Source organism: Nonomuraea sp. NPDC050786, from assembly GCF_040654115.1.
Lineage (GTDB): Bacteria > Actinomycetota > Actinomycetes > Streptosporangiales > Streptosporangiaceae > Nonomuraea.
In genome coordinates this window covers 76521-97970 of record NZ_JBFAHJ010000001.1, presented here as the reverse complement: position 1 = coordinate 97970, position 21450 = coordinate 76521, and the positions used below count along the sequence as shown (strand labels likewise).

Sequence of the window (21450 nt, the reverse complement as noted above, 5' to 3'; positions counted from 1 at the left end):
CTTCCGTTGCACTTCCGTGGGCTCTCGGCACTTCTCCGTGCTTCCATGGCCGTGGAAGGGAGCAGCGCCGTGACGACCGTGCATGAGTGGACTGGCCTTGAAGCCCACGCGCTGCGTCTTGCCCTGCGGATGAGCGTGCGCGTGTTCGCCCAGCACCTCGGCGTGGCTCCCCGCACCGTGGCGAAGTGGGACCACCTTGGCGTCGCCACGCGGCCACGCCCGGATACTCAGGCAATCCTCGACACCGCGCTCGCTCGCGCCGACTCAGCTACCCACCTGCGGTTCGAGACCCTGCTTCTGGAGCTTGGCCAGGATGCGGACCAGGGGCTTCGAGTCACACGGGTGGGACCACGAGCCTGGGACTATGAGACCTGGACCGATGATCTCGACCGGGCCGTGGTCGCGCTCAGTCGCCAGAGCTTCAGCTACGCCGCAGACCTGCTGAACCGGTGGCTCACCCTCTACGATCCGCACGCGCTGGACGAAAAGGGCCTGTACCTGTTCGCACGGTCGACGACGTTGCTCGGAGACCTCCAGCGCGACCAGGGCGCGGTCGCTGGCCCACTGTCCGCGCGCCGCTCCTATCTCAACGCCCGCTCCATGTACGCCCAGCTCGACATCCCTCGCCGCATCGCGCAGCTCGACCTATCACTGGCTGTGGTCGCCGAGATGTCGGGCCAGTTGGACGCCGCCGCAGAGGAGTACGAGACGCTGGCCGTCGACGGCCGGCTCTCACCACGCGACCGGGCGCGAGCCCGGCTGTGGGTCGGGACCGCACTGAGCAAGAACGGCAAGAACGACTACGCCGCCCGCCTGATGAGGACAGCCATCCGCGAGTTCGAGAACATCGGCGAGCCCGAGGACTGGTCCGTCGCACACCAGAAACTCGCCCTGGCCCACCGTGGCGCCGGGAACCTGACCGAGGCGCTACGCCTGATCGACCTCGCCCGCGCCACCGCCGTCACCGACGTGCCCATGCAACGGGTACGGCTGGAGACGGCTTACGGGCACATCCTGCTTTCTGACCGGGACACCGTGGATGATGGGCTGGTGATCCTCGACCGTGCCGCGCGAGAGGCCGCACAGCATGGGCTTGCGCACCAACTGCGCAGCATCGAGGGCATCCAGCGGACCTATCAGGGGGAGATCCGTCTTCCTCTGCCACGGCGATCAGGGAGTAGCCGAGTGAGCGTCAAGCAGCAGCGGGTCATCACCGACGAGCAGTGGCGGCACGCCCGTACCATCTGGGACTACCACCAGATGCATCACGACCTGCGCCGATGTGATGTGGCCATCGGCCTGGGCAGCCACGATCTGGGGGTCGCGCGTGTGGCTGTCGAGCTGTACCGCGCCGGTTGGTTCCCGCTGATCGTTTTCTCCGGTGCCACCAGCACCACCACGGCGGCGCGCTTCCCTCGCGGCGAGGCCGTTCATTACCGGGAACACGCGCTGGAACTTGGCGTGCCTGATGAGGCGATCCTGCTGGAGCCGAACGCCACCAACACCGGGCAGAACATCAGCCGGTCGCGGGAAGTGCTGGTAGAGGCCGGGGTCCAGCCCGGTTCGGTGCTGTTGATCTCCAAGCCGTACATGGAGCGCCGGGCCTACGCCACGGCCCGGAAGGTGTGGCCAGAGGTCGACGTGGTGTGCGCCTCCGAGCCGCTGGAGCTGGACGACTACGTCAGCTCGATCGGCGATCCGAAGTTGGTCATTGACATGCTCGTCGGCGATCTCCAGCGCGTGATCGAGTATCCCAAGCTCGGCTACGCCATCGAGCAGCCCGTCCCAGGAGAGGTCCATGACGCCTATCAGGCTCTTCTCCGCGCCGGATTCGACAGCAGGCTTCTTACGTCCTGACCTGCCGTACGGCGAGGTGTGCGCGATCCACCAGCCCAACCTCTTCCCCCGGCTCGCGACCTTGGCCAAGCTGTTCACCGCCGACTACTGGATCGTCCTGGACGACGTGCAGTTCGCCCGGCGCGACTATCAGCACCGCACGCGCCTGGCCTCGCTCGACGGCTCGGGGCAGCCGCGGTGGCTCTCCATCGCCACCCATCTGCCGCACGGCCGCGCCACCGCCATCCGGGGGGCACGCCTGGCCGACCCTGCCCGTTGCCGACGCCGCGTCGCGCAGCTCCTCGCCGACCACTACCGGCACAGCGCTTACTGGCCGGCGTTCAAGCGGCGGCTTGAACCCGTGCTTGCCGGGTTCGAGAGAACGGATCGGCTGGCGGACGTGACGGAGCTGTCCACGCGCCTGCTACTGGAGGAGGTTGGGTGGCCGGGACGCATCCTCCATAGCAGTGATCTGCTCGCACGAGGGGAACGGTCACAGAGGCTCGCCGACCTCGCGTGGCTGACCGGCGCAACTACCTACCTGTGCGGGACCGGAGGCATGCGGTACCTGGACCCGGCCGCGTTCCGGGTCCATTCGATCAAGGTCCTCCCCTTCCAGACCCCCACGTCGGAGATTTGGGCGTCCGCGCGTGAGGTGAGCGCCGTACACGCCCTGATGCTCGCCGGGCCGCTGGTCCTGCGGCGGAAACTGGCAGCGCTGAGGGCGCGCGTTCTAGCGGGTGATCCCGCGAGGTCTAGCGGGGCCGCTAGCGAGCTAGGCAGGCTCTGACCTGGGTTCTAGCGCTCTAGCGACCCCTCCTGGCTGCTCCGAGAAACGTTGCCTCGGGACAGCCGTCAGTACGGCGAGCCGCTAGTGCGAGCCCTTCATCGCCCTCCTCTTCGACCAGGCGTCGGCCACGTGGGCGCGGGTGAAGCCCTTCCGGTTGGCTCCCTTACCGGCTGACGTGCGCCCCCAGGTGTCGTCCGTCTTGACGCCGTACTCCTTCAAACGGGCGGTCAAGGTCGCCGTCTTGACGTCGTCCTCCAGATCCGCCCACTGGCCGTAGGCGTCCGGCCGCAACTCGACCAGCCGGTCTACGACCACGCTGTTCCATAGCTTCTCCTCCTTGGCGCTGGTGACGGCCAGGATGTCGGCGAGCAGATCGTGACTGACGACCGCGGGCCCGGCCTGGCCGGCGGCCTGACCGGACAGCGTCCCCTCCTGTACACGGAGCTTGTAGGCGCGATCGGCGATCCGCTCGGAGGTTGGTCCGTCGAGATAGGCGGATCGGACGATGATCGGGTCCTCGGCGATGCCGACTGCCCAGGAGATGCCCTTGTCGTGCAAGGTGAACATGGTGGCCTTGATCCCGGCCTGGTGCGTGCCGGTGCCGAGGATCATGTCGTTCTCCTGCCAGCCCATCACTCGCAGGCAGATCCGGATGCCCGCGTTCGCACTGATGGCCTTGGGCAGGCTGTCCTTGTCCGGCCGCTGGGTGGCCAGGATGAGGATGATCCCAAGGGCGGGGCCGCGCTTGATAATCGCGGTGGCGTACTTGGCGGCCTCCTCACCGTACTCGTCGTCGGCGAACAGTTCCTGGCACTCGTCGATCGCGACCACCATCGGGTGCAGCCCGAGGTCGCGCCGCGCGGCCAGCTCGGGCGTGACCTTGAACTCCGGCGCCTGGTGGCGCGGCAGGCCATCGATGACCTCCGCGCGCCGGTCCAGCTCGGCGTACACCTCGGCCAGCGAGGCGACGCAGGCGGCCTTGGCTGTGTCGGTGGCGCCCTTGGCATAGTGGTGAGCCACCTTCTCCAGCGCCGACAGGTCGCCGGTGCCCTTCAGCTCGAACAGCCGCAGCTCGGCCAGCGGATCGAGCGCGCAGGCCAGCAGCAGCACCCGCAGCGCGAACGTCTTGCCGTAGCGCGGCATGGAGCCGATGAGCACGTTGGCGAACATGAGCAGGATCGACACCGGCCGCCCGCGCTGGTCGTTGCCGTACGGGATCGGCTCGAACAGGTTCGCCCGCCCCGACTTGGCCAGTGGCCAGGCGGGCTGCTTGGCCTTGCGCATCTCGACGTCGCCGACCCACAGCACCAGGCGGCCGGGGTGCTCCTCCGACACCGGCTCCGGCCATACGCAGCCCAGGGCACGCCGCAGGCCGGAGGCGAGCTTGTCGCGCCGCTCCATCACGTCCGCCACGGTGACGCCGTACGGCAGGTCAACCTCCGCGCGCCAGCCCGGACAGTCCCGCTGGATCGGGGCTACAAACGCGATCCCATCCTTCCTCGCCGCGGCCTTCGTCAGTTCCGAGATGCCCACGGCGCCGAGCCCGCGCACCACGACGTCGCTGGTGAGCTTCTGCACCCTGGCCGGGATGACCGCCCGATCGAGCAACGGCCGGTCGGCCGGCGCCCCGACCACACCCGCGAGGGCGACGAGCACGCTGAGGATTACCCACTGCGCCCAGCTCGGCGCAGCCACCGCGACCAGGATGGAGGTGAGCACGAGCGTGAACGCGGCGACCAGGACAGTCCACGAACGGGCACGGACCCGGGCGTCCCGCTGCCGCGACAGCGCCAGGTACTCCGCGGCCCGCTCCTTGGTGACCGCAGCTCGACGCACCGGGCGGCCCTCTAGGTCGAACCACCAGCGGACCAGGCCGACGAGCAGCTTCCATGCTCCGGCCGGGGACCGGACGGCGAGGTTGCCCGCGTACTTCGGGGCGCGCAGCGCGTGGTAGGCGAACACATAGCCGGTGTGCTCGACCTGCCACTTGAGCACCTGCAAGGCATCCGCCCGCGACTTCAGCCACACCGGCACGAGCGGCGCCCGCTCCTGGCGGCGCGCAGCCAACTCGGCGAGGTAATCCACCGGCTCCGGTACGTGCGGCTGGTCGACCAGGACGACCTCACCCTCCAGGACCTCGTCATCCTGGACGGGCGCGGGCTGCTCCTGCGGAGCGGACGTGTTGGGCGCGGTGGCCGCCCGGAAGGGGACCACCACACCGTCTCCCGTGTTCTCAGCGGTCACGCCCGCGCCTCCGTGTCGGTCGGGCGCGACCCGTTCACCGCCGCAACGGCGGTCTCGAGGTCCGCCGTCCCCGAGACGGTGGGCATGGCGGACGGCGACCGCTCCCGATCCACGTCGGCGATGATCTCCTCCGCCTCGCGGATCTCGATGCCCCACCGGTTCGCCAGCGCCCGGCGACCGACCCGCTTGTTGCCCGGCTGAAGGCTCTCTTCGTAGGTGAGCCGTGCCGCCTCGAACCGGTCCACCGGCAGTACCGGCACGGATACAGTAACCGGCTCCACGGGGTGGCACACGTGGTCATCGGCAGGGGCAACCATGACCTTGTCGGCGGCCTTGCGGCTGGTGCGTACGAGCCACATCAGCAGCTCGTACGCGCCCACGAACGCCACCGGCGCAAGGGCGCTGAGCAGGCGCGATCCCGTGCCGCCGCCCCACCCGTTGGCCACGTTGGCGATCAGCGTCACCACACCGCCGCCAGCCAGCGCCACCCAGGCCAGGACCGGCACGTGCAGCTTCCGGCGCGAGCAGTAGACCATGACGAGCGAGGCCATCACGATCACACCGTCGCTCATCGCCGGGTAGAGCACGGCCATGTCGTGCCGCTCTCCGAGGTCGATCGCGAGCGCGTAGAAGTGGTGGTAACTGACGTACGCCGCGGCGGCGGCGACGCCCAGGAGCACGGCCACGGCGATGCCGAGGATGACGCGGTCACCGAGCCGCGCCGTGCCGTTCTCCCCGGCCACCTCGACGACCGGCACGACGGACTTGCGCCGACGCAAGAACAGGGCAGCGAGAAAACGGGCCAGGCGGCCAGGCCGCAGGCGAGCCGGCGGCTCGTCGGCCGAGGCAGTGCGGGGCGTAGAAGGGCGCGCGTCAGCGCGCATAAGGTTCTGCAAGGTCCTTCTCCTGTGTAGGGCAGGGGAGTGGATTCAGGTCTTGGGCCGGTGGTGACACACCGGCCCAAGACCGCCGTCTTCGTGGACGGGATCGGGCCGTACGAGGCATTGCGCCTATCAGGCCGACAAGGCACTAAGGGGTTTCAGAAGTGAGCCCGCGGGGTCGTCGTTGCTCAAGTCCGGAGGTCCTCTCGAACGTGCAACGGCGCTGGTCGGACGTGGTCCCGCTGTAGCAACGGCTGTAGCAGCGGGCGGAAATTCACTCCAGTTCGGCAGAGACCCATAAGGGTCGTGAGCAGGCTGGACGAACCCGGTCGAACCTGGGTAAACCCCCTGCCCGCGACTTGTAAACAGAAGGTCAGGGGTTCGATTCCCCTCGTCGGCTCTGCAAGCGAAAGGCCCCTGAGCAGGCATTACGCCGTCAGGGGCCTTCTGCTTTCCGACCTTCAACCTGACCGTCATCCTTCCAATGCGAGGCGAAGGAATCCCGGCGGTCCAGCACCGCGGCCGCGTCGAGACTGCCGGTCACCGCCTCGCGCGCTCCCGGCGTCTGACGCGCGGCCCGCAACGCCGCCGCGCTGCGCAGCAATGCCTTGGTCGGCATGCAGGCCCAGTAGGAGCATTCCCCACCGACGAGCTCGCGCTCGACGATGGCGGCACTGGGCCCGCCCCGCATCACCCGGTCGGCGACGTTCTCCCCGACCGGGCCGGCCCCGATGACGACGACGTCGTAAGTGTTGCGGTCCATGTCAGTTTCCCTTCGCGGCGCGGCCGAGGCGGAAGGCCGAGATGAGGAAGAAGATGCCGCCGGGGATGGCGTAGCCGGCCGCGTTGATCAGCGTCGGGTTGGCCGCGGAGGCGCCGAGGATGAACGACGCACCGGCGAGGACGGAGATGCCGCCGCTGATGATCATCGGCCACTGGCCGCCCATCTTGCGGCGGGTGACCCCCACGATCAGCTGGACCAACCCGGCCACGACCGCCCAAGCGCCCCACACGCGCAGCACCGCCGGGATGCCGGACGCGCAGGCGATGGCCACGCCGATGGCGGTGATCAGGCTGACCGCGATGTTCACGTACAGCAGGGCAGGTGATCCGGTGGTGCGCGACGCGCGGGCGTCGATGATGGCGGCGGCCACGTCGAACAGCGGGTAGAGCACGAGCAGAATGACCGCGAGCGGACCCAGGTTCGCGGCGGTCGTGAACATCGCGAGGGCCCAGACGATGGCGAACGCGAACCGGACGAAGTACAGCCGCCGCAGCGCGGACGCGGTCCCGGAAATGCCGGGCGAAGCAGCAATGGAGTTCATGATGATCCTTTCAGAGCTCGAGTGACTAGGAGATCGCCTCGCTCGTTCCGGGAAGGCACTCCCGGCGCACGGGCGCTGCTGTCGGCTGTGGTCGCGGCAGATACTCGACGAGAATCCGGGCCGGCCGACTTCACGAAGGACGGAACGTTCGAGATCCTCCGTGCCCGCGAACGCCGGACCCGCCGCCGACAGGCCGACCGTGGCGATCACGGCCGTCTCGAGGGACGGCGGAGCGAGGCGTACGTAAAGAGGACGAGCCACATGAGCCACCGGCACAACTCTCCTGAGAGACAGAACGTTCTATCTCGCAAAGCCTGCAGTCTCCAGTGCAGAGTGTCAAGACCGAACGTTCTACCTACTATGGTGGTCCTATGCGCAGCGCACCCGAAGGCCGGCCGTCCGAAGCGCGGTCCCGGCTGCTCGACACGGCCACCCGGCTCTTCTACGCGGAGGGCATCCACGTCGTCGGCATCGATCGCATCGTCGCCGAGGCGCAGGTGACGCGGGCCACCCTCTACCGGCACTTCCCCGGCAAGGAAGACCTCGTCCTCGCCTACCTGAACGAGGTCGACCGGGCCATGCGGGATCAGGCGGAGGAGGCCGTCGCCGCCGGACTGCCGGCCGCCGACACCATCTACGCCCTGAGCGCGTCCATCGCCCGCAGCATCCAGTCCCCAGGCTTCCGGGGATGCGCCTTCCTCAACGCGGCCGCCGAGTATCCCGACCCCGAGTCCCCGGTGCGCAAGGCCGTGCTCGCCCACCGCCAATGGTTCCTGGAAACCGTCACGGAACTACTGGCCAAGATCCTGGAGACCGGCGCCGAGCCGGCCGCCCGCCACTTCGTGATGATGCGCGACGGCGCCATGGCCGCCGGCTGCCTGTTCGACCCGGTGCTGATCTGCGAGACCTTCCTGCATGGAGTCGAGAGGCTCCTGCAGGTTTATGCCGCCACCGACTACAGCGGATCGGCGGGCGCCTGAAGTCGCAGGCCTCCGCTCAGGAATGAAGCGGTCGAGCCTCTGCCGGCGGTTGCCGGCTCCTTGAGTCGTCTCCGGAGGCCGACTACCAGCAGATCAAGACACTCCGCGCGAACTCCGTGCCATGGGAGGGGCGACGGCGTCCCGCCACGGTGCGAAACCGCCGCCATCCTCCGCCCAGCTCTTGCCTAGCCTATCGAAAATCGATAGATTTTCATCGTAAGTCGATGGAGGGAGGGGCCATGGGAAAGCTGGCAGTGCGTGGGCTTCGCGCCGTACTCATGGTGCTGCTTACTGGCACCGTGTTCGTACAGGCAGCGATGGTGTGGGTGTTGGTCAGCGGGAGCGACCCGGAGGACGGGTCGCTCCCGCTGACCGCGTTCCGTGTGATCACGATCCTGGGCATGGTGTCGGGCCAGGTCGCGCTGGTCAGCGTATGGCGGCTGGTGACGATGGTGCGACGCGGAACCGTGTTCTCCCACGCCGCCTTCCGGTACGTGGACGCCATCATCGGCGCGATCGTGGCGGCTGCCCTCCTGTGGTTCGCGGTCACGGCCTTCAATGCGCCGGGCCAGCGGGATGATCCAGGCGTCACCGTCATCATGGGCGGAATTGGCCTGGCCATCCTGGGGGTCGCGCTCATCGTGCTCGTGCTGCGGATGCTGCTCGCCCAGGCCGTCGCGCGCGACGTCGAAGCGGCGCAGATGCAGGCCGAGCTGGACGAGGTGATCTGATGCCGATCGTCGTCGACATCGACGTGATGCTGGCCAAGCGGAAGATGTCCGTGGGCGAACTCGCGGACCGCGTAGGGATCACGCCCGCCAACCTGGCGGTACTCAAGAACGGCCGGGCCAAGGCGGTGCGCTTCACGACGCTCGCCGCGCTCTGCGAGATACTCGAGTGCCAGCCGGGCGACCTGCTGCGCTGGGAGGCCGAGGGCGCCGCGGGCGATGACGTGCCCCAGGGCGGGCGTCAAACGCCTGGCGCCACCGGCCTGACACGGCACGTGGACCGCATGGACGTGGTCGCCGGTCGGCCGCAGCACCGTCCCGACCCCGTTGGGTAGATGCCGGTTGACCTGCACCGAACCGCCCTGGTTGACGATGGCGAGCCGCTGGGAGTATGCCCAGATCTTCATCACGGATGACATCAAGCTGTGGCTCTCTCCAGAAGGGCGAGAAGATCTTGACCGGAACGCATCTGAGATCGACATTTTGAACCGGGTGGGTACGGATGGCTGGGAACTGGCCACACACGGGGTCGGTGATCAGAAGATCGTCTACACGCTCAAGCGGGAGCTTTACTAGCGTCCAGAAACCGGAAGGACTCCGCCCTCCTGGCATGCACGGCCCCCGATCGTCGCGGTGCACGCGTTCAGCAGGGTGGGACCACTCGCCGCCGCGCTCTGGGGCCTCATGATCCTCTTCGATCGCTACGAGCGCCTGGATCGCTCAGGGTCCGACGCCGGCTGCTCCTCGCAGCTGACGTCAGGCCCGGCTCGTGTGGTCTTGGGCCGCGATGGGGCCCGTGGTCGATGTCGCACAGCCTCGGCGCTTTGTGGCACTGTGTTGCGGGCATGTAGTTCTGGCCGAAGACGGCGGAGGTGCTTTTTCGATCTTCGTATAGCTGTCTGAGCCGGGGCAACCGGCTGCGTGGGACTGAAGATCTTGACCGCCACGACCTTCTGAGCGCCTTGAGTGACGGGTCGGTGTCCATGACGGGGATCTGCCAGACGGGCTCGAAGATAGTTGCTTCCGCTGGGAAAGCGGGGGCTCCGAGCGTGGCAAGCTCGGAGATGCAGGTCAACTGCGAAGTAGCTCCGCGAGCGGCCCGCGCACGTCGGCGGGATACAGGTTCAGCTGCTCGAACTCGACGGTCGTCGCCCATCTGAGCTCAAAGCTGTTATCCGGCCCATGCTCCACCGCCTCCTCGCCGGAGAGCGACGGGACGCCATTGACGTCACGCATGAGAAAGTAGAAGGCGGGCCGGCCATTGTGCGAGCCGGCGAAGAGCAACCGGTCGATCTTCCCGGTGAGAGTCGTCTCCTCGTGGAGTTCACGAACTGCCGCACTCTCTGACGATTCGCCATCCTCCACATGGCCTCCGGGAAGAACCGCGTAGTGGTGCCCGGGACACTGCGCCCCCTGCCATCCTGCGGCATCGCACATGGCGCAGGTGGCGCCGGGGCTGCGCCGGAGGAACCGCTTGATGACCAGGACTCGGTTGCCGTCGATGACCACGGCAACTGCTCGGGGGATCGGCATGGAATGGATCCTATGATTCGGCCCAGCGGATTTCGGATGAGTTCCGTCGGGCCGTCGATCAAAGGCTGTGCGCCGGGCTCCAGCTAAACGAAGCTGCGCTGACATTTCTGCACAATACATACACATCCGCTCGGCGGAATCGCCACCAGCGAAAGTTAGGATCGCGCGGTGGACACCAGCGATCTTCCTGATGCGTCTCGCCGGCGCGCTCCCATGAACGTCAGCGGCAGAGACTGGGGGGCGATCGCCGTATTGCTGGGGCTCGGAACGATGTATGCGACGAGTGTTCCCGGGTGGAATTTCACGTGGCTCATGCTCGTCGGTGTCGGCTGGCTGTTGTTCGGCGTCGGCTGGCTGATCGTGCTCGGTGTCGTCCTTGTCAGGCGGCGGAGGCGGGCCGCATTGCGTCGTAACTGGATGTTCTGGGCTGTGCCGCCCGTGGTCGTGGTGCTGGTCGGCTCACTGGTACACGTCGGTGCGCCAGTCAGGATGCGTTTCGACTTGTCGCGCGGCAGCCTCGACCACTTTGCGAAGACGGTGTCAGAGGGCACGCCGCCGGGGAAGCGGAACTGGATCGGTCTGTATCCCGTCGAGTACCTTGAAGGCTCCCGCCGGGCCTTCGGCTTCATGATCGAGGACACGGGCTTCTTCGGAAACTACGGCTTCGCCTGGAGTCCGAACGGCGAGCCGGACATCGACGCGCCGGGCTACTATCGCCACTTCGACGGACCGTGGTACATCTGGATCGACGATTGATAGATGATTCGTCCGTCTCGGGCGCTAAGCGCTCGCCAGGGTCGGGGTAACTCTTGGGAGCTACCTTGGGAGCCACCCGTACGGGACGATCACGAACTGCGGCGGACGCCTACGAGCGCCCATGAAGATCGCTTGGGCACCTTTAACAGAAGGTCAGCGGTTCGATTCCCCTGGGTGGCGCTGTGTGATGGCGAAAAACGATTTGACAGCACAGATATTCTGACCCTCCGTACTTTCGGCGGACCGTGAGTCGCGAGGGGGGCCCTGCCCTCTCAAGACTCAGGAGCCGCAATGCGCCGGGCGCCCGCCCTCTCCTTCCTCCTCGTCACCGTCTTCCTCGACATGCTCGGGCTCGGCCTGATCGTGCCGATCGTGCCGGCCCTGATGGCGGCCGTCACCGAGGACGCCACCGCCGCCGCCTTCTGGTCCGGCCTGCTCGGCTCGATCTACGGCCTGCTGCAGTTCGTCGTCTCGCCGCTGCTCGGGCGGCTCTCCGACCGGTACGGCCGACGGCCTGTCCTGCTCGCGTCGCTGACCTGCCTCGGCGTTGACTGGCTGGCTCATGCGGTTTCGCCCAGCCCTTGGACGCTCCTGGTGTTCCACGCCCTCGCCGGCGCGTGCGCGGGAACGAACACCGTGGTCAACGCGTACATCGCGGACGTCACGAAACCCGAGTCGCGGGCTCGCGCGTACGGGTTGATCGGCTCCGCGTTCGGGCTCGGTTTCGTCGCAGGGCCGACGATCGGCGGCCTGCTCGGCGCCGTCGACGTACGGCTGCCCTTCTTCGCCGCGGCCGCGCTGTCCTTCGCCAACGTCGCGTACGGCTGGTTCGTCCTGCCCGAGTCGCGTCCCGGCGACCGGACGACTCCGCTGACCCTGCGGATGGCGAACCCGGTCGCCGCCGTCGCCGTCGTCCTGCGCCGGCCGGTGCTCGGGCGGCTCGCGTACGCCCGTTTCTGCGCCGACGTCGCCCGCATGACCCACCAGTCGATCTGGACGTTCTTCCTCACGTACCGGTTCTCCTGGAGCACCGCGCACGTCGGCATCGTGATGGCGGCGGTCGCGCTCGTCGGCGCGGTCTTTCAGGCGCGGGCCGTCGAGCCGGTCGTCCGACGGCTCGGTGACAAGCGTGCCGCGGTGGCAGGCAGCCTGCTCGGCGTCGCGGCCCTGACAGGCACGGCGTTCGTGTCCGTGCCGTGGATGCTCTACGTCCTGCAGGCGGTCGCCGTGCTGGGCTCGGTCGGCGGAGCGGCCGCGCAATCGTGGATCTCTCGCAACGTCCGGGCCGACGAGCAAGGGACCGTGCAGGGCGCGCTGACGGGGATCGGCGCCGTTGCGGAGACCGTGGTGCCGGTTGCGGCCGGCACGGTGTTCGGGTGGTCGCTGGCGTACGCATCACCGGGTGCGGTCTTCGTCGGTGCGGCCGCTTTCATGGCTCTGTCGGCGCTCCTGCTGGCCGCGACGCCCGATGTCCCGGCAGCGCCGCTCGTATGAAGCACGCAGCGGGCTCATGCTCGCCGCCACCGCGTTCACGTACGCCAGTGGCCGCAGGGTGCGGGGAGCACCTGTCACTTCCGCACGCCGGCCTCTCAGCAGTGCCAACCTCTTGGCGCGGCCACGGCGTCTGGAGGGTACCGACATGAGGAGAGACGTTGGATCGCGATGCCAGTTTCCGGGCGTTCGTGGATGCTCACCAACGCCCGTTGATGCGCTTGGCCTACCTGCTCACCGGAGAGGTCCACCTCGCAGAGCGTCCGGCAGACCTTGGGAGCGCCGTCGTGAAGGGCGGATGAGACTCCGACGACCGGCGCAGGACTGGGGCCGGTCCAGCCCCTGCTCGCCGGAGTCCGCCGCGCGGCACGTGGTGCCCATGCCGGGTCAGGGCCGGCTCAAGGCCCTCCCGCACGGCCGGGTCATCGCCGTGTCACGGTCGCACCGGCAGTGGCCGCCGTCGACGAACGGTGACATGCGGCGGACAAGACGCGCACATACAGCGCCAATCGTTGTTCGTCATGAACGGACCACGCACCCTCCTACCCCGGCCCCGGGACCGGCTGTACGCGGCGGTCACGCTGGTACTCGCCGTGCTCCTGCTGCCTGCGGCGTTCGTTCGCCATCCCGGCTCTCCGGGGTCGGCGCGCATGCTCGTGCTCCCTCCGGCGGACTCCAGCCAGGTCAAGGGCAGCGGCTGGACGTACGCCCCCACGAAAGCGCGCCCTGGCACCAGGACCACGGCGCCCACCACGACCTCTACCCGATCTACGACAACGAAGTGACCAGCACGTTCGGCATCTCCCAGGCCGGTCAACCGAAAGCCTCTCTGCCATGACGACCACCACCCAGCAGGCCAGTCGGGAATCCCTGGCCGCCAGCGCGCGGAACCTGACCAAGACCTACGGCAAAGGCGATGCCCAGGTGCATGCCCTGCGCGGCATCGACCTCGACCTCCCATGCGGGAGGTTCACCGCGATCATGGGGCCGAGCGGATCGGGCAAGTCCACGCTGATGCACTGCCTGGCCGGACTTGACCAGGCCAGCGGCGGCACCGTCACCGTGGCCGGCACCGACCTCGGATCACTCGACGACGACGCGCTCACGATCTTCCGCCGCGAACACGTAGGCTTCGTGTTCCAGTCGTTCAACCTGCTGCCGATGCTCACCGCACTCCAGAACATCGTGCTCCCGCTCGAGCTGGGCGGTCGCCGGATCGACCACGCGGCACGGCAGCGCGCGCACATGCTCGCCGATACCCTCGGCGTGGCCGAACGGCTCGGTCACCGGCCCGCGGAGCTGTCCGGCGGCCAGCAGCAGCGGGTCGCGATCGCCCGGGCCCTGATCACCCAGCCGGACCTGCTGTTCGCCGACGAGCCCACCGGGAACCTGGACAGCACCACGTCGGCGGAGGTGCTGGACCACCTGCGCCGGTCGGCGCGCGAGCTCGGCCAGACCATCGTGATGGTCACCCACGAGCGGGACGCGGCGGCCTACGCCGACGACGTGGTCTCCATGCAGGACGGGCGGATCGTCTGATGGGCACCGTCTTCCTGGCGTCGCTGCGGACCCACACCCGCAGGTATGTCGCAGCGGTGATCGCGGTGACCGCCTCGGTCGCCTTCGTCGTCGTGATCGGCGTGGTCACGTCCGGGGCGCGCGCCGGATTCATGGAGACCACCGGGTCGCCGTACCGTGGCGCCGACTACGTTGTCGACGCCGCCAAGGACGGACGCGAGCGGGGCCCATCGTGTTGCCCCGGAACCCTGGACACGTCGGCCGCGATCGAGCTCATCGACCGCCTCGGCGACAACGCATCCGGGCTGGGCCGGGTCGCCCTGCCGGCGCACCGTGAAGGCGGCGCCCCGCTCGGCTCGGGCGAGTTCCGGGGCCAGACGACCGTGGGGCCGATCGCCGCCGCGGAGGACCTGCGCTGGCAGAAGCTCGTCTCGGGCCGCTTCCCGGCACGCACGGGCGAGGCGGTGATGCACGTGTGGGACGCGCAGGCCCAAGAGGTCGCGGTCGGCGACCGGATCAGGGTCGGCAAGGGCGCCACCGCGACCGACCTGGAAGTGGTCGGCATCGTGGAGTCCCCCACCACCTGGACCCAGGCCTCGATGTACGTCACGTGGCCGCAGTACCGGCAGTGGCGCGACCAACCCACCTTCCACGTGGGCAGTGTGGCGGTGCGCGGCGAAGTGGGCCCGCTCCCGGAAGGCATGAAGGTGTGGTCGGCGGACGAGTACGTCAGGGACGGCCTCGCCGGGCTCAACAACGACACGGACATGATCGCGTTGATGCTGCTGCTGTTCGCCGGCGTCGCGCTCGTGGTCTCGGTCCTGGTCGTCGCGAACACGTTCTCCATCCTGTTCGCGCAACGCCTGCGCGACTTCGCGCTGTTGCGCTGCGTCGGCGCGACCCGGCGGCAGGTGCTGGGTTCGGTACGCCGGGAGGCCGCCGCCGTCGGCGTGCTCGCGTCGCTGACCGGGACACTGATCGGCGTCGGACTCGGCTACGGCCTGCTCCCCGTGATCAACACCCTCGCGCCCACCACCCCGCTGGCCGCCCCCGCACCGCCTGTGCCCTGGCTGCTGGGCGGGTTCGGCGTCGGCCTGCTCGTCACCATGATCGCGTCCTGGCTGCCGACCCGGCATGCGGTCGCGGTGAGCCCGCTGGCGGCGCTGCGCCCGGAGGCCGCGGTCATGCACACCGCCACCGGCCGGGCGCGGCTGGCGTTCGCCGCGTTGCTGTTGGTCACCGGGCCGGCCCTGCTCGGGATGGCGATGATCCGGGACAGCACGCTCTTCATGGTGGCCGGCGGAGCATCGGTGTTCACCGGCATCCTGCTGGTCGGGCCGGTGCTCGTGCCCCGCCTGGTCCGGGTCACCGGGGCGCTGCTCGGCCCGGCCGGGCGGCTGGCCACCGAGAACGCCGTGCGCAACCCGCGCCGGACCGCGGCCACCACCGCCGCCCTGCTGGTCGGGGTCACCCTGACGACCGCCGTGCTCACCGGGATGGCCACGTGGCGTGCGGGGCTGGACGAGGTGAACGCCAGGCATCACCCCATCGACGCCGCGCTCACCTCGCTCGACGAGCCGATCGCCATCGACCTCCTCGACCGGGTACGTCGCACTCCCGGTGTGGAGCGGGCCATCGCCGTCGATGGCGCCGTGGCCCAGGTCACCGGGTTCGACAAACCGCTACCCGTCCTCACCGCGCCGGACGCGGCGCGGGTGGCCCGCGACGGCGGGGCGTTCGCCCGGGTGGAGCAGCCCGGGACGATCAGGCTCGACCTGGACGCCTTCGTGGATCCGAGCATCCGGCCCGGTGACCAGGTCACGGTTCGTGTCGGCGATCGCCAAGCCCAGCTGCGGGTCGTCGCCCTCTCCGGCTGGGGCGAGGCCGGCCTGGTCGCGCCCGAGACCCTGGCACAGCTCACCGACGCCCCCGAACCGCACGTCATCTGGGTCCGCGCCGCCGCATCCGCCGACCCGCTCGTGCTCGTCGACGAGCTGGACGGGCTGGCGGATGCGGCCGGCGCGAAGATCGAGGACCAGCTGCAGGCCCAGGCGGTGGCGAATCGGGAGCTGGACATCCTCACCTGGTCGGTGCTCGGCCTGCTCGGCATCTCCGTGGCGATCGCTCTGATCGGGATCGCGAACACCCTGGGGCTCTCAGTCCTCGAACGCGCCCGCGAACACGCGCTGCTCCGCGCGCTCGGGCTCACCCGCGGGCAGTTGCGGCGGATGCTGGCGGCCGAGGCGGTGCTGATGTCGGGGGTGGCCACCCTGCTCGGCACCACGATCGGCGTCGGTTTCGCGTGGGTCGCCTTCGAGACGGTTGTCAAGCGGGCCCTCACCCGGGCCATCATGCTCATCCCCTGGCCATCACTCGGCGTCGTCGTCCTCACTGCCGCCCTGGCCGGACTCCTCGCCGCTGTGCTCCCGGCACGCCGGGCCGCCCGGGTGACTCCGGCCGCAGGGCTCTCCCTCGACTGAACCCCTCGTCCATCGCTTGGCCGGCGGCTGCTGAAGACCGCCGGCCATGCGCGGCGCAGCGGCCCTTCCCGGGACTGTTTTCGGGTATCCGATTGGTCCCCGCTCCTGGCAACGTACTCTCGCCCACGCCTTCATGCGTCCTACGGTGTAGCGGCGGCTCAAGGCAGCGGAAGGAGATCAAAGTAATGGAGAGCCGGCAAAAAGCGAATGATGCTCTCGTTGCAGATGCTGTCCAGCGTGCTGGACAAATGTTCGACATGTTGACCGCAGGCGAGCAGCGATCGCTGTTTCTCAATATCTACGAGGACATCGCGAAATACTCTCGGACGGGTGACATTGACCACCTGAAAAAACTGGCTGAGAGTGTTGAGGTGACAGTCCGCCTCCGCTCCACGCCCGAGATTCAACAAGCCCTTCGGGATGCGCCGACAACTCCGATCGGGCGCGGAGAGGGGGTGGACGTCGACGACGTGGTCAAGACGCTGCGGGAGTAGCAATGGCGAGGTTGTCGCTCACGCCCCACGGTGCACATATCGTCTTCGCGTGGATGTCACGCGCCAAGCCTGAGGACCGCGAACTTGTCGCCCAGGTACTCGAGCAGGTCGGCGACGGATTAGGTGCCTGCACGTACCACTACACCATCGACAAGGTCGATAAAAACATCACGGTCGTTCAACCGCGAGACGGTCTGTGCGTGCTCGTCCGTATGTGGCCCGTCAACGTTGCCGAATATCCCAACCATTTTGACGTTCTCAGTATCACCGAAATCGAACAGGAGGAAAACGGCGACGTGGGTTGAGGTAAGGGGCGGCCGGCATGGACGGGCGCTGGACCTGGGTGTCCTTACCTCAGGCGACGTTCGCGATCGTGACCAAGAACGGCCGGGTGGTCGATGCGGCCCCGATCGGCGAACGTCGATCTCGCTGGCCCCGGTGGCCCCGCTGCTCCGCAGCCGTCGCCGCCAGTCCGGTTGTGGCGTGTAGTCAGGTCAGCTGGATCCGCACAGCCTGTTGAGCTCCGCGACGTCTGTCTTGATATCCGCGATCACCTGGTTGGGATCGCCGCCGGTCATGCCGGTCAAGCGGAAGTTGAGTTCCTGGAATTCGGCGGCCAGCCGGCTGATCTTCGCCCCCACCACTCCTTGCGCGTCGAGGACCGCGCCCATCAGGTCGCGGTACGTCTGCTGAGCCGCGGCCGCCTGACTGCTGCGGACGGTCCCGGCGTTCCGACCGTATGCGGTCAGGGCGACCGCCGCCTCATCACAGCCGCCGGGACGGACGGCTGACAGCGGTGTGGAGGAAGCCGGAGCCGCTCGCGTGGAGTCTGGCATGGGTGGCTGGGGCGTGCTGGATTCAGGTGATGGACTGGGGGTGGGCGGTGCGGGCCGGGTGGTGACGGGATCTGGTGACGATGACTGCGCGGTCGGGGTGGGGGCTACCGAGTCGGACTGGGGCAGCGGAGGCGGGGCCGGCGGCACCAGGTAGGCGACCAGCGCGACCACGGCGGCAACCGCACCCGCCAGAGCGCTCACTGCCGGCCAGTTCAGGCGCAAGCCTCCTCCTCCGCCCGCCGCCGGCGGCTGCGCTGATCCGCTCTTCGTCATGCCCTCATCGTGGCCGAGCCGCCGAGGGCGGTCCAGAATGCCTCGCGCTGGTCTTCTTGAACCGCCTCGGCCATAAAGGCGCTGGGCGTCTGCGACCACTCTTGGAGGGCGTGATCGACATGCCGTTTCCGCAGGTGGTGGGGAGCAGTCTGAGGGGAGCCGATCAGCGGCAATTGGCCAATTCCGCCCTCTCTGCGGTGACCTGACTCGGCTTCGAGTGGGTGGGTTGGGCGGTCGTCTTGCGGAGTTCCGTCGTGGTGCTGTCTGCAGGGCGGCCACTCCCTCTGAACTTCTTACGATCTCCGGTTCGGAAAGCGAGGCCGGCGGCCAGGCAGGCGACGGGTATGACGGGCAGCACGTACCGGTGGTCGAAGTCCAGGACCGCGGCCGGGCCGATCAGCAGGCCCATCGCCACCGCCCATGGCAGCAGCGCCAGGCGGGGGCGCCGGACCGCGGCGACCGCGCCCAGCAGGAGGATCAGGCCCAGGAACGGGCCGCGCAGGTAAGCGACGTACTGGTAGGCGATGAGGAAGTCCGCGTACGGCGAGACCGATGACAGGCCGCGGATGTCCGGGTCGTACTCCCGTTTGACCTTGTCGATCAGCGGCTGGTCGGGCAGCTCCCAGTGCCCGCTTCTGAAGCCGAACGCCGGGGTGGTGCGGTCAGGGTGCGGGATCGGCGTCCAGGAGAAGGCGATGGAGGTGTCGCGTACGACGTGGCCCAGGTAGTCCAGCGGCTGGGCGAGGATCGCCTTGATCGCGAACGAGCGGGCCTGGTCGTTGTACGTGAAGCGGTCGCCGGGCAGCCGGTTGAGCGAGGCTCCGGGTGCCCAGACGTACTCCGAGGCCGCGTCCACTTTCGTCCCGTTGGGGCACAGGGGTGCCAGATCGGGCGGCGGTTGGATGCGGGCGCAGTCGGCGAACGTCATGGTGCGGGCCCACAGGGCGACGCCGTCGGCGCCGCTGATGGCGAAACGGCCGTGGTGCTGGGCGTACCAGGCGGCGTAGCCGGCCAGGGGCAGCGCGCCGGCCAGGACCAGCGCGGCCAGTGGCCGCCGGCCCACTCGCCGCACGGCCAGCACGAGTACGACGAGCAGGAGCAGTGGCAGCGCGATCGTCCTGGTCAGCGCGGCTGCGGCGAACAGCAGGCCCGCTCCGGCGGCAGCGCGCACGGACAACCGTGGCGACCACATCAGCACGGCCAGCCCGGCCACGATCAGGAAGATGAACTGCGTGTCGGACAGGACGGCCTGCTCCAGGCGCAGGAAGGAGGCGTCGAACAGCAGCGGCGCCGCCGCCGACGCCGCCACCCAGCCGGGCGCCGACCTGCGGCGCAGCACCGCGTAGAGCAGCATGCCGGTGCTCAGGCCGATGATGTGCTGGACGGCCGCGACCAGCTCCACGCTGTGGAAGGGCAGCAGCGCCCGCAGCAGCAGCGGGTAGCCGATCGGGTGGAAGGTCGCCGACGGGGCCGGGTGCACGGCGGTGTCGAGGTAGGTGAAGGAGTCGTACCAGTAGAGCGTGGCCGGGCGATAGCCGAGCATTGTCACCACTCTTAGCGCGGCGGCCAGGAGCAGCAGCACGGCGAACAGGCGGTGACCGGCGAGGAGGCGGTGGTCGGTGAGGGGGCGCTGCGCGGGCAGCGCTACGCGGATGTCGGTGGGCACGCGGAATCCGATCGTGGGGCATGACAGGGGGCCGCGCATGCCGAGGACGGCGCATGGCGGTGATGGGGGCGCGCGCTCAGCCGCGCGCGCCCCGAGGGGTGGCTCTCAGTGCCGGGACGGGATCAGCAGCGGGACGGCGGTGCCGGCCGGGTGCTGGGCTCGGAGCCGACCACCAACAGGGCCTGGCCGTCGGCGCTCATGACGCCGTTGTGCACGTACCAGTCGCCCGGGGCCGAGGGGGCCGAGGGCTTGCCGTTGGCGATGTACGACGGGGTGACGCCCCGCTCGCGCAGCAGGGCAGAGATCTCGGTGACGCTCTTGTTGACGTAGTCCACGCAGTGCAGAGGCTCGCCGGGCAGGGCGATGCCGGGCGGCATCTTGTACCTCTCGCCGGGCAGGGCCCGCCTGCCGAGAGTGATCTCGGCCTTCTTGCCGAAGTCGACCGGCACTTTCACGCCGATGGGGCAGCCGGCGAAGCGCTCACAGGCTCCTGGGGCGTCGATCGTGGTGATCGGGCCGGCGGCGGGCACCAATTTGCCGGACAGCAACCGGTCCATGTCGTTGATCACGATGATCTGGCCTGTCAGGCTCGCGGAGGTCGGCACCACGTCGAGCGTGATGTCCAGGCCCCTGGCCCGCAGCTCCCGCTGGTACACCTCGGGCTCGGCCAGCAGGTCCTTCACCGTGATCACGTAGTGGTCGCCGACCAGTTCGATGTCGAGCGCGGCGGAGGCGGGCGCCTGCGCGACGCCGAAGGACAGCAGGGCCGCCAGCGTGGCCAGCACCGGCATGGCCGCCCAGCTGCGCGGCCGGGGAACGGCGAGCCAGCTGCGGCGGGGGCGAGGCTGGGGGACGGGGACGGAGGTGATCTCATCCAGCAGCTCCCTGGCGATCGGCGTCGTGCCGGGACCGGCATCGGGCGCGATCCCGGCCACCAGGCGGTCGATCTCGTGCATCACACAACCCCCTTCGTCATCGCGACGGCGCGCAAGCCGATGCGGGCCATGTCGACGCCGGCCGTGTCCAGGTGCCTGGCCAGCCGTTTGCGGGCCCGGTGCAGCCGCAGCCGGGCGTTGGCGCGCGAGCAGCCCAGGACGGTGGCGATCTCGTCGGAGTTCAGCCCCTCCCAGCCGGCCAGCGCGAGGATCTCCCGGTCGTCAGCGCTCAGCCGCGCGAACGCCTCCTGCACGCCAGCCAGGCCCTGGCCGGCCTCGGCGTGCTCCGCCCACTCGGCGAGCTGCCGGCCCAGCCGCTCCACCAGCTCGCTGCGGCGCGACTCGGCGCGGCGGCCGTTGGCCAGCACCCGGCGGGCCACGCCGAACAGCCACAGGCGCGCGTCCCGCCCTTCGGGGATGTCGTCCAGCCGGCGCCAGGCCGTGGCGAACGTCTCAGCGAGGGCATCGGCGGCGTCCTCGTGGTTGTCGGTACGTCGTCGGACATAGGCAAGGATGTCGGCATAGTTGGCAACGTAAATCACCTCGAAGCGCTGCTTGCGGTCATGGTGGGTCACGCTGCCTTCTCTCATCCGATCGGTCCTACACCCCGTACCTGTCCGGACCCACCAGATAGTTTCACCCCGATTTCCGGGGAAATTTGGATGTCCGCATGTCGGTCACCGG

At 68.9% G+C, this 21450-nt stretch carries 21 protein-coding genes and 1 pseudogene; 13 read left to right on the top strand and 9 right to left on the bottom strand.

Annotated elements, in window-relative coordinates:
• The first annotated feature begins 69 nt into the window (after nucleotides 1-69).
• Together AB0H84_RS00540 and AB0H84_RS00535 are read left to right on the top strand one after the other, a co-directional pair.
• Nucleotides 70-1857, top strand: a complete 1788-nt coding sequence (locus AB0H84_RS00540; RefSeq protein WP_357595927.1) for a YdcF family protein — start codon at nucleotides 70-72, stop codon at nucleotides 1855-1857.
• A complete protein-coding gene (locus AB0H84_RS00535; protein ID WP_357595923.1) occupies nucleotides 1799-2626 on the top strand; it encodes a WbqC family protein in 828 nt (275 codons plus the stop codon). The genes AB0H84_RS00540 and AB0H84_RS00535 overlap by 59 nt, the downstream gene beginning before the upstream one ends.
• An 81-nt stretch (nucleotides 2627-2707) precedes the next feature.
• Here AB0H84_RS00535 and AB0H84_RS00530 read toward each other — a convergent pair whose 3' ends face one another.
• The 4 genes from AB0H84_RS00530 to AB0H84_RS00515 all read right to left on the bottom strand — a co-directional run bounded on the left by AB0H84_RS00530 (nucleotide 2708) and on the right by AB0H84_RS00515 (nucleotide 7076).
• Nucleotides 2708-4870, bottom strand: coding sequence for an FtsK/SpoIIIE domain-containing protein (locus tag AB0H84_RS00530; protein ID WP_357595920.1), 2163 nt, complete (start codon nucleotides 4868-4870; stop codon nucleotides 2708-2710).
• The gene (locus tag AB0H84_RS00525) at nucleotides 4867-5649 is read right to left on the bottom strand and encodes a DUF2637 domain-containing protein (RefSeq protein WP_357595918.1); all 783 of its coding nucleotides are present in this window, start codon (nucleotides 5647-5649) and stop codon (nucleotides 4867-4869) included. Before AB0H84_RS00525 ends, AB0H84_RS00530 begins: the two co-directional genes overlap by 4 nt.
• Nucleotides 5650-6187: 538 nt before the next feature.
• A complete protein-coding gene (locus AB0H84_RS00520; protein WP_357595915.1) occupies nucleotides 6188-6514 on the bottom strand; it encodes an FAD-dependent oxidoreductase in 327 nt (108 codons plus the stop codon).
• A gap of 1 nt (nucleotide 6515) precedes the next feature.
• Complete coding sequence (locus AB0H84_RS00515) at nucleotides 6516-7076, bottom strand: hypothetical protein (RefSeq protein ID WP_357595912.1); 561 nt, start codon at nucleotides 7074-7076, stop codon at nucleotides 6516-6518.
• A gap of 371 nt (nucleotides 7077-7447) precedes the next feature.
• Here AB0H84_RS00515 and AB0H84_RS00510 point away from each other — a divergent pair, with 371 nt between their 5' ends.
• From AB0H84_RS00510 to AB0H84_RS00495, 4 genes and pseudogenes are all read left to right on the top strand, one after another.
• Nucleotides 7448-8056: a TetR/AcrR family transcriptional regulator gene (locus tag AB0H84_RS00510; protein WP_357595909.1), complete on the top strand. Its 609-nt coding sequence runs from the start codon at nucleotides 7448-7450 to the stop codon at nucleotides 8054-8056.
• Between the two features lie 239 nt (nucleotides 8057-8295).
• Nucleotides 8296-8787, top strand: coding sequence for a DUF2975 domain-containing protein (locus AB0H84_RS00505; RefSeq protein ID WP_357595906.1), 492 nt, complete (start codon nucleotides 8296-8298; stop codon nucleotides 8785-8787).
• Nucleotides 8787-8987: pseudogene (locus AB0H84_RS00500) on the top strand (helix-turn-helix transcriptional regulator); the annotation flags it as partial. The gene AB0H84_RS00505 and the pseudogene AB0H84_RS00500, both read left to right, overlap by 1 nt.
• 139 nt (nucleotides 8988-9126) lie before the next feature.
• Nucleotides 9127-9360, top strand: coding sequence for a hypothetical protein (locus AB0H84_RS00495; RefSeq protein ID WP_357595903.1), 234 nt, complete (start codon nucleotides 9127-9129; stop codon nucleotides 9358-9360).
• 495 nt (nucleotides 9361-9855) lie between these two features.
• Here AB0H84_RS00495 and AB0H84_RS00490 read toward each other — a convergent pair whose 3' ends face one another.
• Nucleotides 9856-10317, bottom strand: coding sequence for an NUDIX domain-containing protein (locus AB0H84_RS00490; protein ID WP_357595900.1), 462 nt, complete (start codon nucleotides 10315-10317; stop codon nucleotides 9856-9858).
• Nucleotides 10318-10485: 168 nt separating this feature from the next.
• Here AB0H84_RS00490 and AB0H84_RS00485 point away from each other — a divergent pair, with 168 nt between their 5' ends.
• The 7 genes from AB0H84_RS00485 (at nucleotide 10486) to AB0H84_RS00455 (ending at nucleotide 17361) form a co-directional block, all read left to right on the top strand.
• Entirely contained in the window at nucleotides 10486-11073 is a 588-nt protein-coding gene (locus AB0H84_RS00485; protein WP_357595897.1) for a hypothetical protein, read from the top strand.
• A gap of 291 nt (nucleotides 11074-11364) precedes the next feature.
• Entirely contained in the window at nucleotides 11365-12567 is a 1203-nt protein-coding gene (locus tag AB0H84_RS00480) for an MFS transporter (protein WP_357595894.1), read from the top strand.
• 518 nt (nucleotides 12568-13085) lie between these two features.
• A complete protein-coding gene (locus AB0H84_RS00475; protein ID WP_357595891.1) occupies nucleotides 13086-13349 on the top strand; it encodes a hypothetical protein in 264 nt (87 codons plus the stop codon).
• A gap of 49 nt (nucleotides 13350-13398) precedes the next feature.
• Nucleotides 13399-14103 carry an ABC transporter ATP-binding protein gene (locus tag AB0H84_RS00470; protein ID WP_357595888.1) on the top strand — a complete coding sequence of 235 codons (705 nt, stop codon included), beginning with the start codon at nucleotides 13399-13401 and terminating at the stop codon, nucleotides 14101-14103.
• Nucleotides 14103-16562, top strand: a complete 2460-nt coding sequence (locus tag AB0H84_RS00465; protein WP_357595885.1) for an ABC transporter permease — start codon at nucleotides 14103-14105, stop codon at nucleotides 16560-16562. Before AB0H84_RS00470 ends, AB0H84_RS00465 begins: the two co-directional genes overlap by 1 nt.
• 185 nt (nucleotides 16563-16747) lie before the next feature.
• Entirely contained in the window at nucleotides 16748-17056 is a 309-nt protein-coding gene (locus tag AB0H84_RS00460; RefSeq protein ID WP_357595883.1) for a hypothetical protein, read from the top strand.
• Between the two features lie 2 nt (nucleotides 17057-17058).
• Nucleotides 17059-17361, top strand: a complete 303-nt coding sequence (locus tag AB0H84_RS00455; protein ID WP_357595881.1) for a hypothetical protein — start codon at nucleotides 17059-17061, stop codon at nucleotides 17359-17361.
• A 189-nt stretch (nucleotides 17362-17550) separates the two neighbouring features.
• Here AB0H84_RS00455 and AB0H84_RS00450 read toward each other — a convergent pair whose 3' ends face one another.
• From AB0H84_RS00450 to AB0H84_RS00435, 4 genes are all read right to left on the bottom strand, one after another.
• Nucleotides 17551-17727 carry a hypothetical protein gene (locus tag AB0H84_RS00450; protein WP_357595878.1) on the bottom strand — a complete coding sequence of 59 codons (177 nt, stop codon included), beginning with the start codon at nucleotides 17725-17727 and terminating at the stop codon, nucleotides 17551-17553.
• Between the two features lie 601 nt (nucleotides 17728-18328).
• Nucleotides 18329-19831 carry a hypothetical protein gene (locus tag AB0H84_RS00445; protein WP_357595875.1) on the bottom strand — a complete coding sequence of 501 codons (1503 nt, stop codon included), beginning with the start codon at nucleotides 19829-19831 and terminating at the stop codon, nucleotides 18329-18331.
• A gap of 122 nt (nucleotides 19832-19953) precedes the next feature.
• The gene (locus AB0H84_RS00440; protein WP_357595872.1) at nucleotides 19954-20787 is read right to left on the bottom strand and encodes a hypothetical protein; all 834 of its coding nucleotides are present in this window, start codon (nucleotides 20785-20787) and stop codon (nucleotides 19954-19956) included.
• Complete coding sequence (locus AB0H84_RS00435; RefSeq protein WP_357595868.1) at nucleotides 20787-21341, bottom strand: RNA polymerase sigma factor; 555 nt, start codon at nucleotides 21339-21341, stop codon at nucleotides 20787-20789. The genes AB0H84_RS00440 and AB0H84_RS00435 overlap by 1 nt, the downstream gene beginning before the upstream one ends.
• Nucleotides 21342-21450 lie beyond the last annotated feature (109 nt).

Excerpts from the sequence above, each read along its gene's own strand:
- AB0H84_RS00515 (WP_357595912.1), bottom strand. The coding sequence starts at position 7,076 with ATGAACTCCATTGCTGCTTCGCCCGGCATTTCCGGGACCGCGTCCGCG.
- AB0H84_RS00480 (WP_357595894.1), top strand. The coding sequence starts at position 11,365 with ATGCGCCGGGCGCCCGCCCTCTCCTTCCTCCTCGTCACCGTCTTCCTC.
- AB0H84_RS00510 (WP_357595909.1), top strand. The coding sequence starts at position 7,448 with ATGCGCAGCGCACCCGAAGGCCGGCCGTCCGAAGCGCGGTCCCGGCTG.
- AB0H84_RS00520 (WP_357595915.1), bottom strand. The coding sequence starts at position 6,514 with ATGGACCGCAACACTTACGACGTCGTCGTCATCGGGGCCGGCCCGGTC.
- AB0H84_RS00450 (WP_357595878.1), bottom strand. The coding sequence starts at position 17,727 with ATGGGCGCGGTCCTCGACGCGCAAGGAGTGGTGGGGGCGAAGATCAGC.
- AB0H84_RS00505 (WP_357595906.1), top strand. The coding sequence starts at position 8,296 with ATGGGAAAGCTGGCAGTGCGTGGGCTTCGCGCCGTACTCATGGTGCTG.
- AB0H84_RS00470 (WP_357595888.1), top strand. The coding sequence starts at position 13,399 with ATGACGACCACCACCCAGCAGGCCAGTCGGGAATCCCTGGCCGCCAGC.
- AB0H84_RS00475 (WP_357595891.1), top strand. The coding sequence starts at position 13,086 with ATGAACGGACCACGCACCCTCCTACCCCGGCCCCGGGACCGGCTGTAC.
- AB0H84_RS00490 (WP_357595900.1), bottom strand. The coding sequence starts at position 10,317 with ATGCCGATCCCCCGAGCAGTTGCCGTGGTCATCGACGGCAACCGAGTC.
- AB0H84_RS00440 (WP_357595872.1), bottom strand. The coding sequence starts at position 20,787 with ATGCACGAGATCGACCGCCTGGTGGCCGGGATCGCGCCCGATGCCGGT.
- AB0H84_RS00535 (WP_357595923.1), top strand. The coding sequence starts at position 1,799 with ATGACGCCTATCAGGCTCTTCTCCGCGCCGGATTCGACAGCAGGCTTC.
- AB0H84_RS00455 (WP_357595881.1), top strand. The coding sequence starts at position 17,059 with ATGGCGAGGTTGTCGCTCACGCCCCACGGTGCACATATCGTCTTCGCG.
- AB0H84_RS00465 (WP_357595885.1), top strand. The coding sequence starts at position 14,103 with ATGGGCACCGTCTTCCTGGCGTCGCTGCGGACCCACACCCGCAGGTAT.
- AB0H84_RS00460 (WP_357595883.1), top strand. The coding sequence starts at position 16,748 with ATGGAGAGCCGGCAAAAAGCGAATGATGCTCTCGTTGCAGATGCTGTC.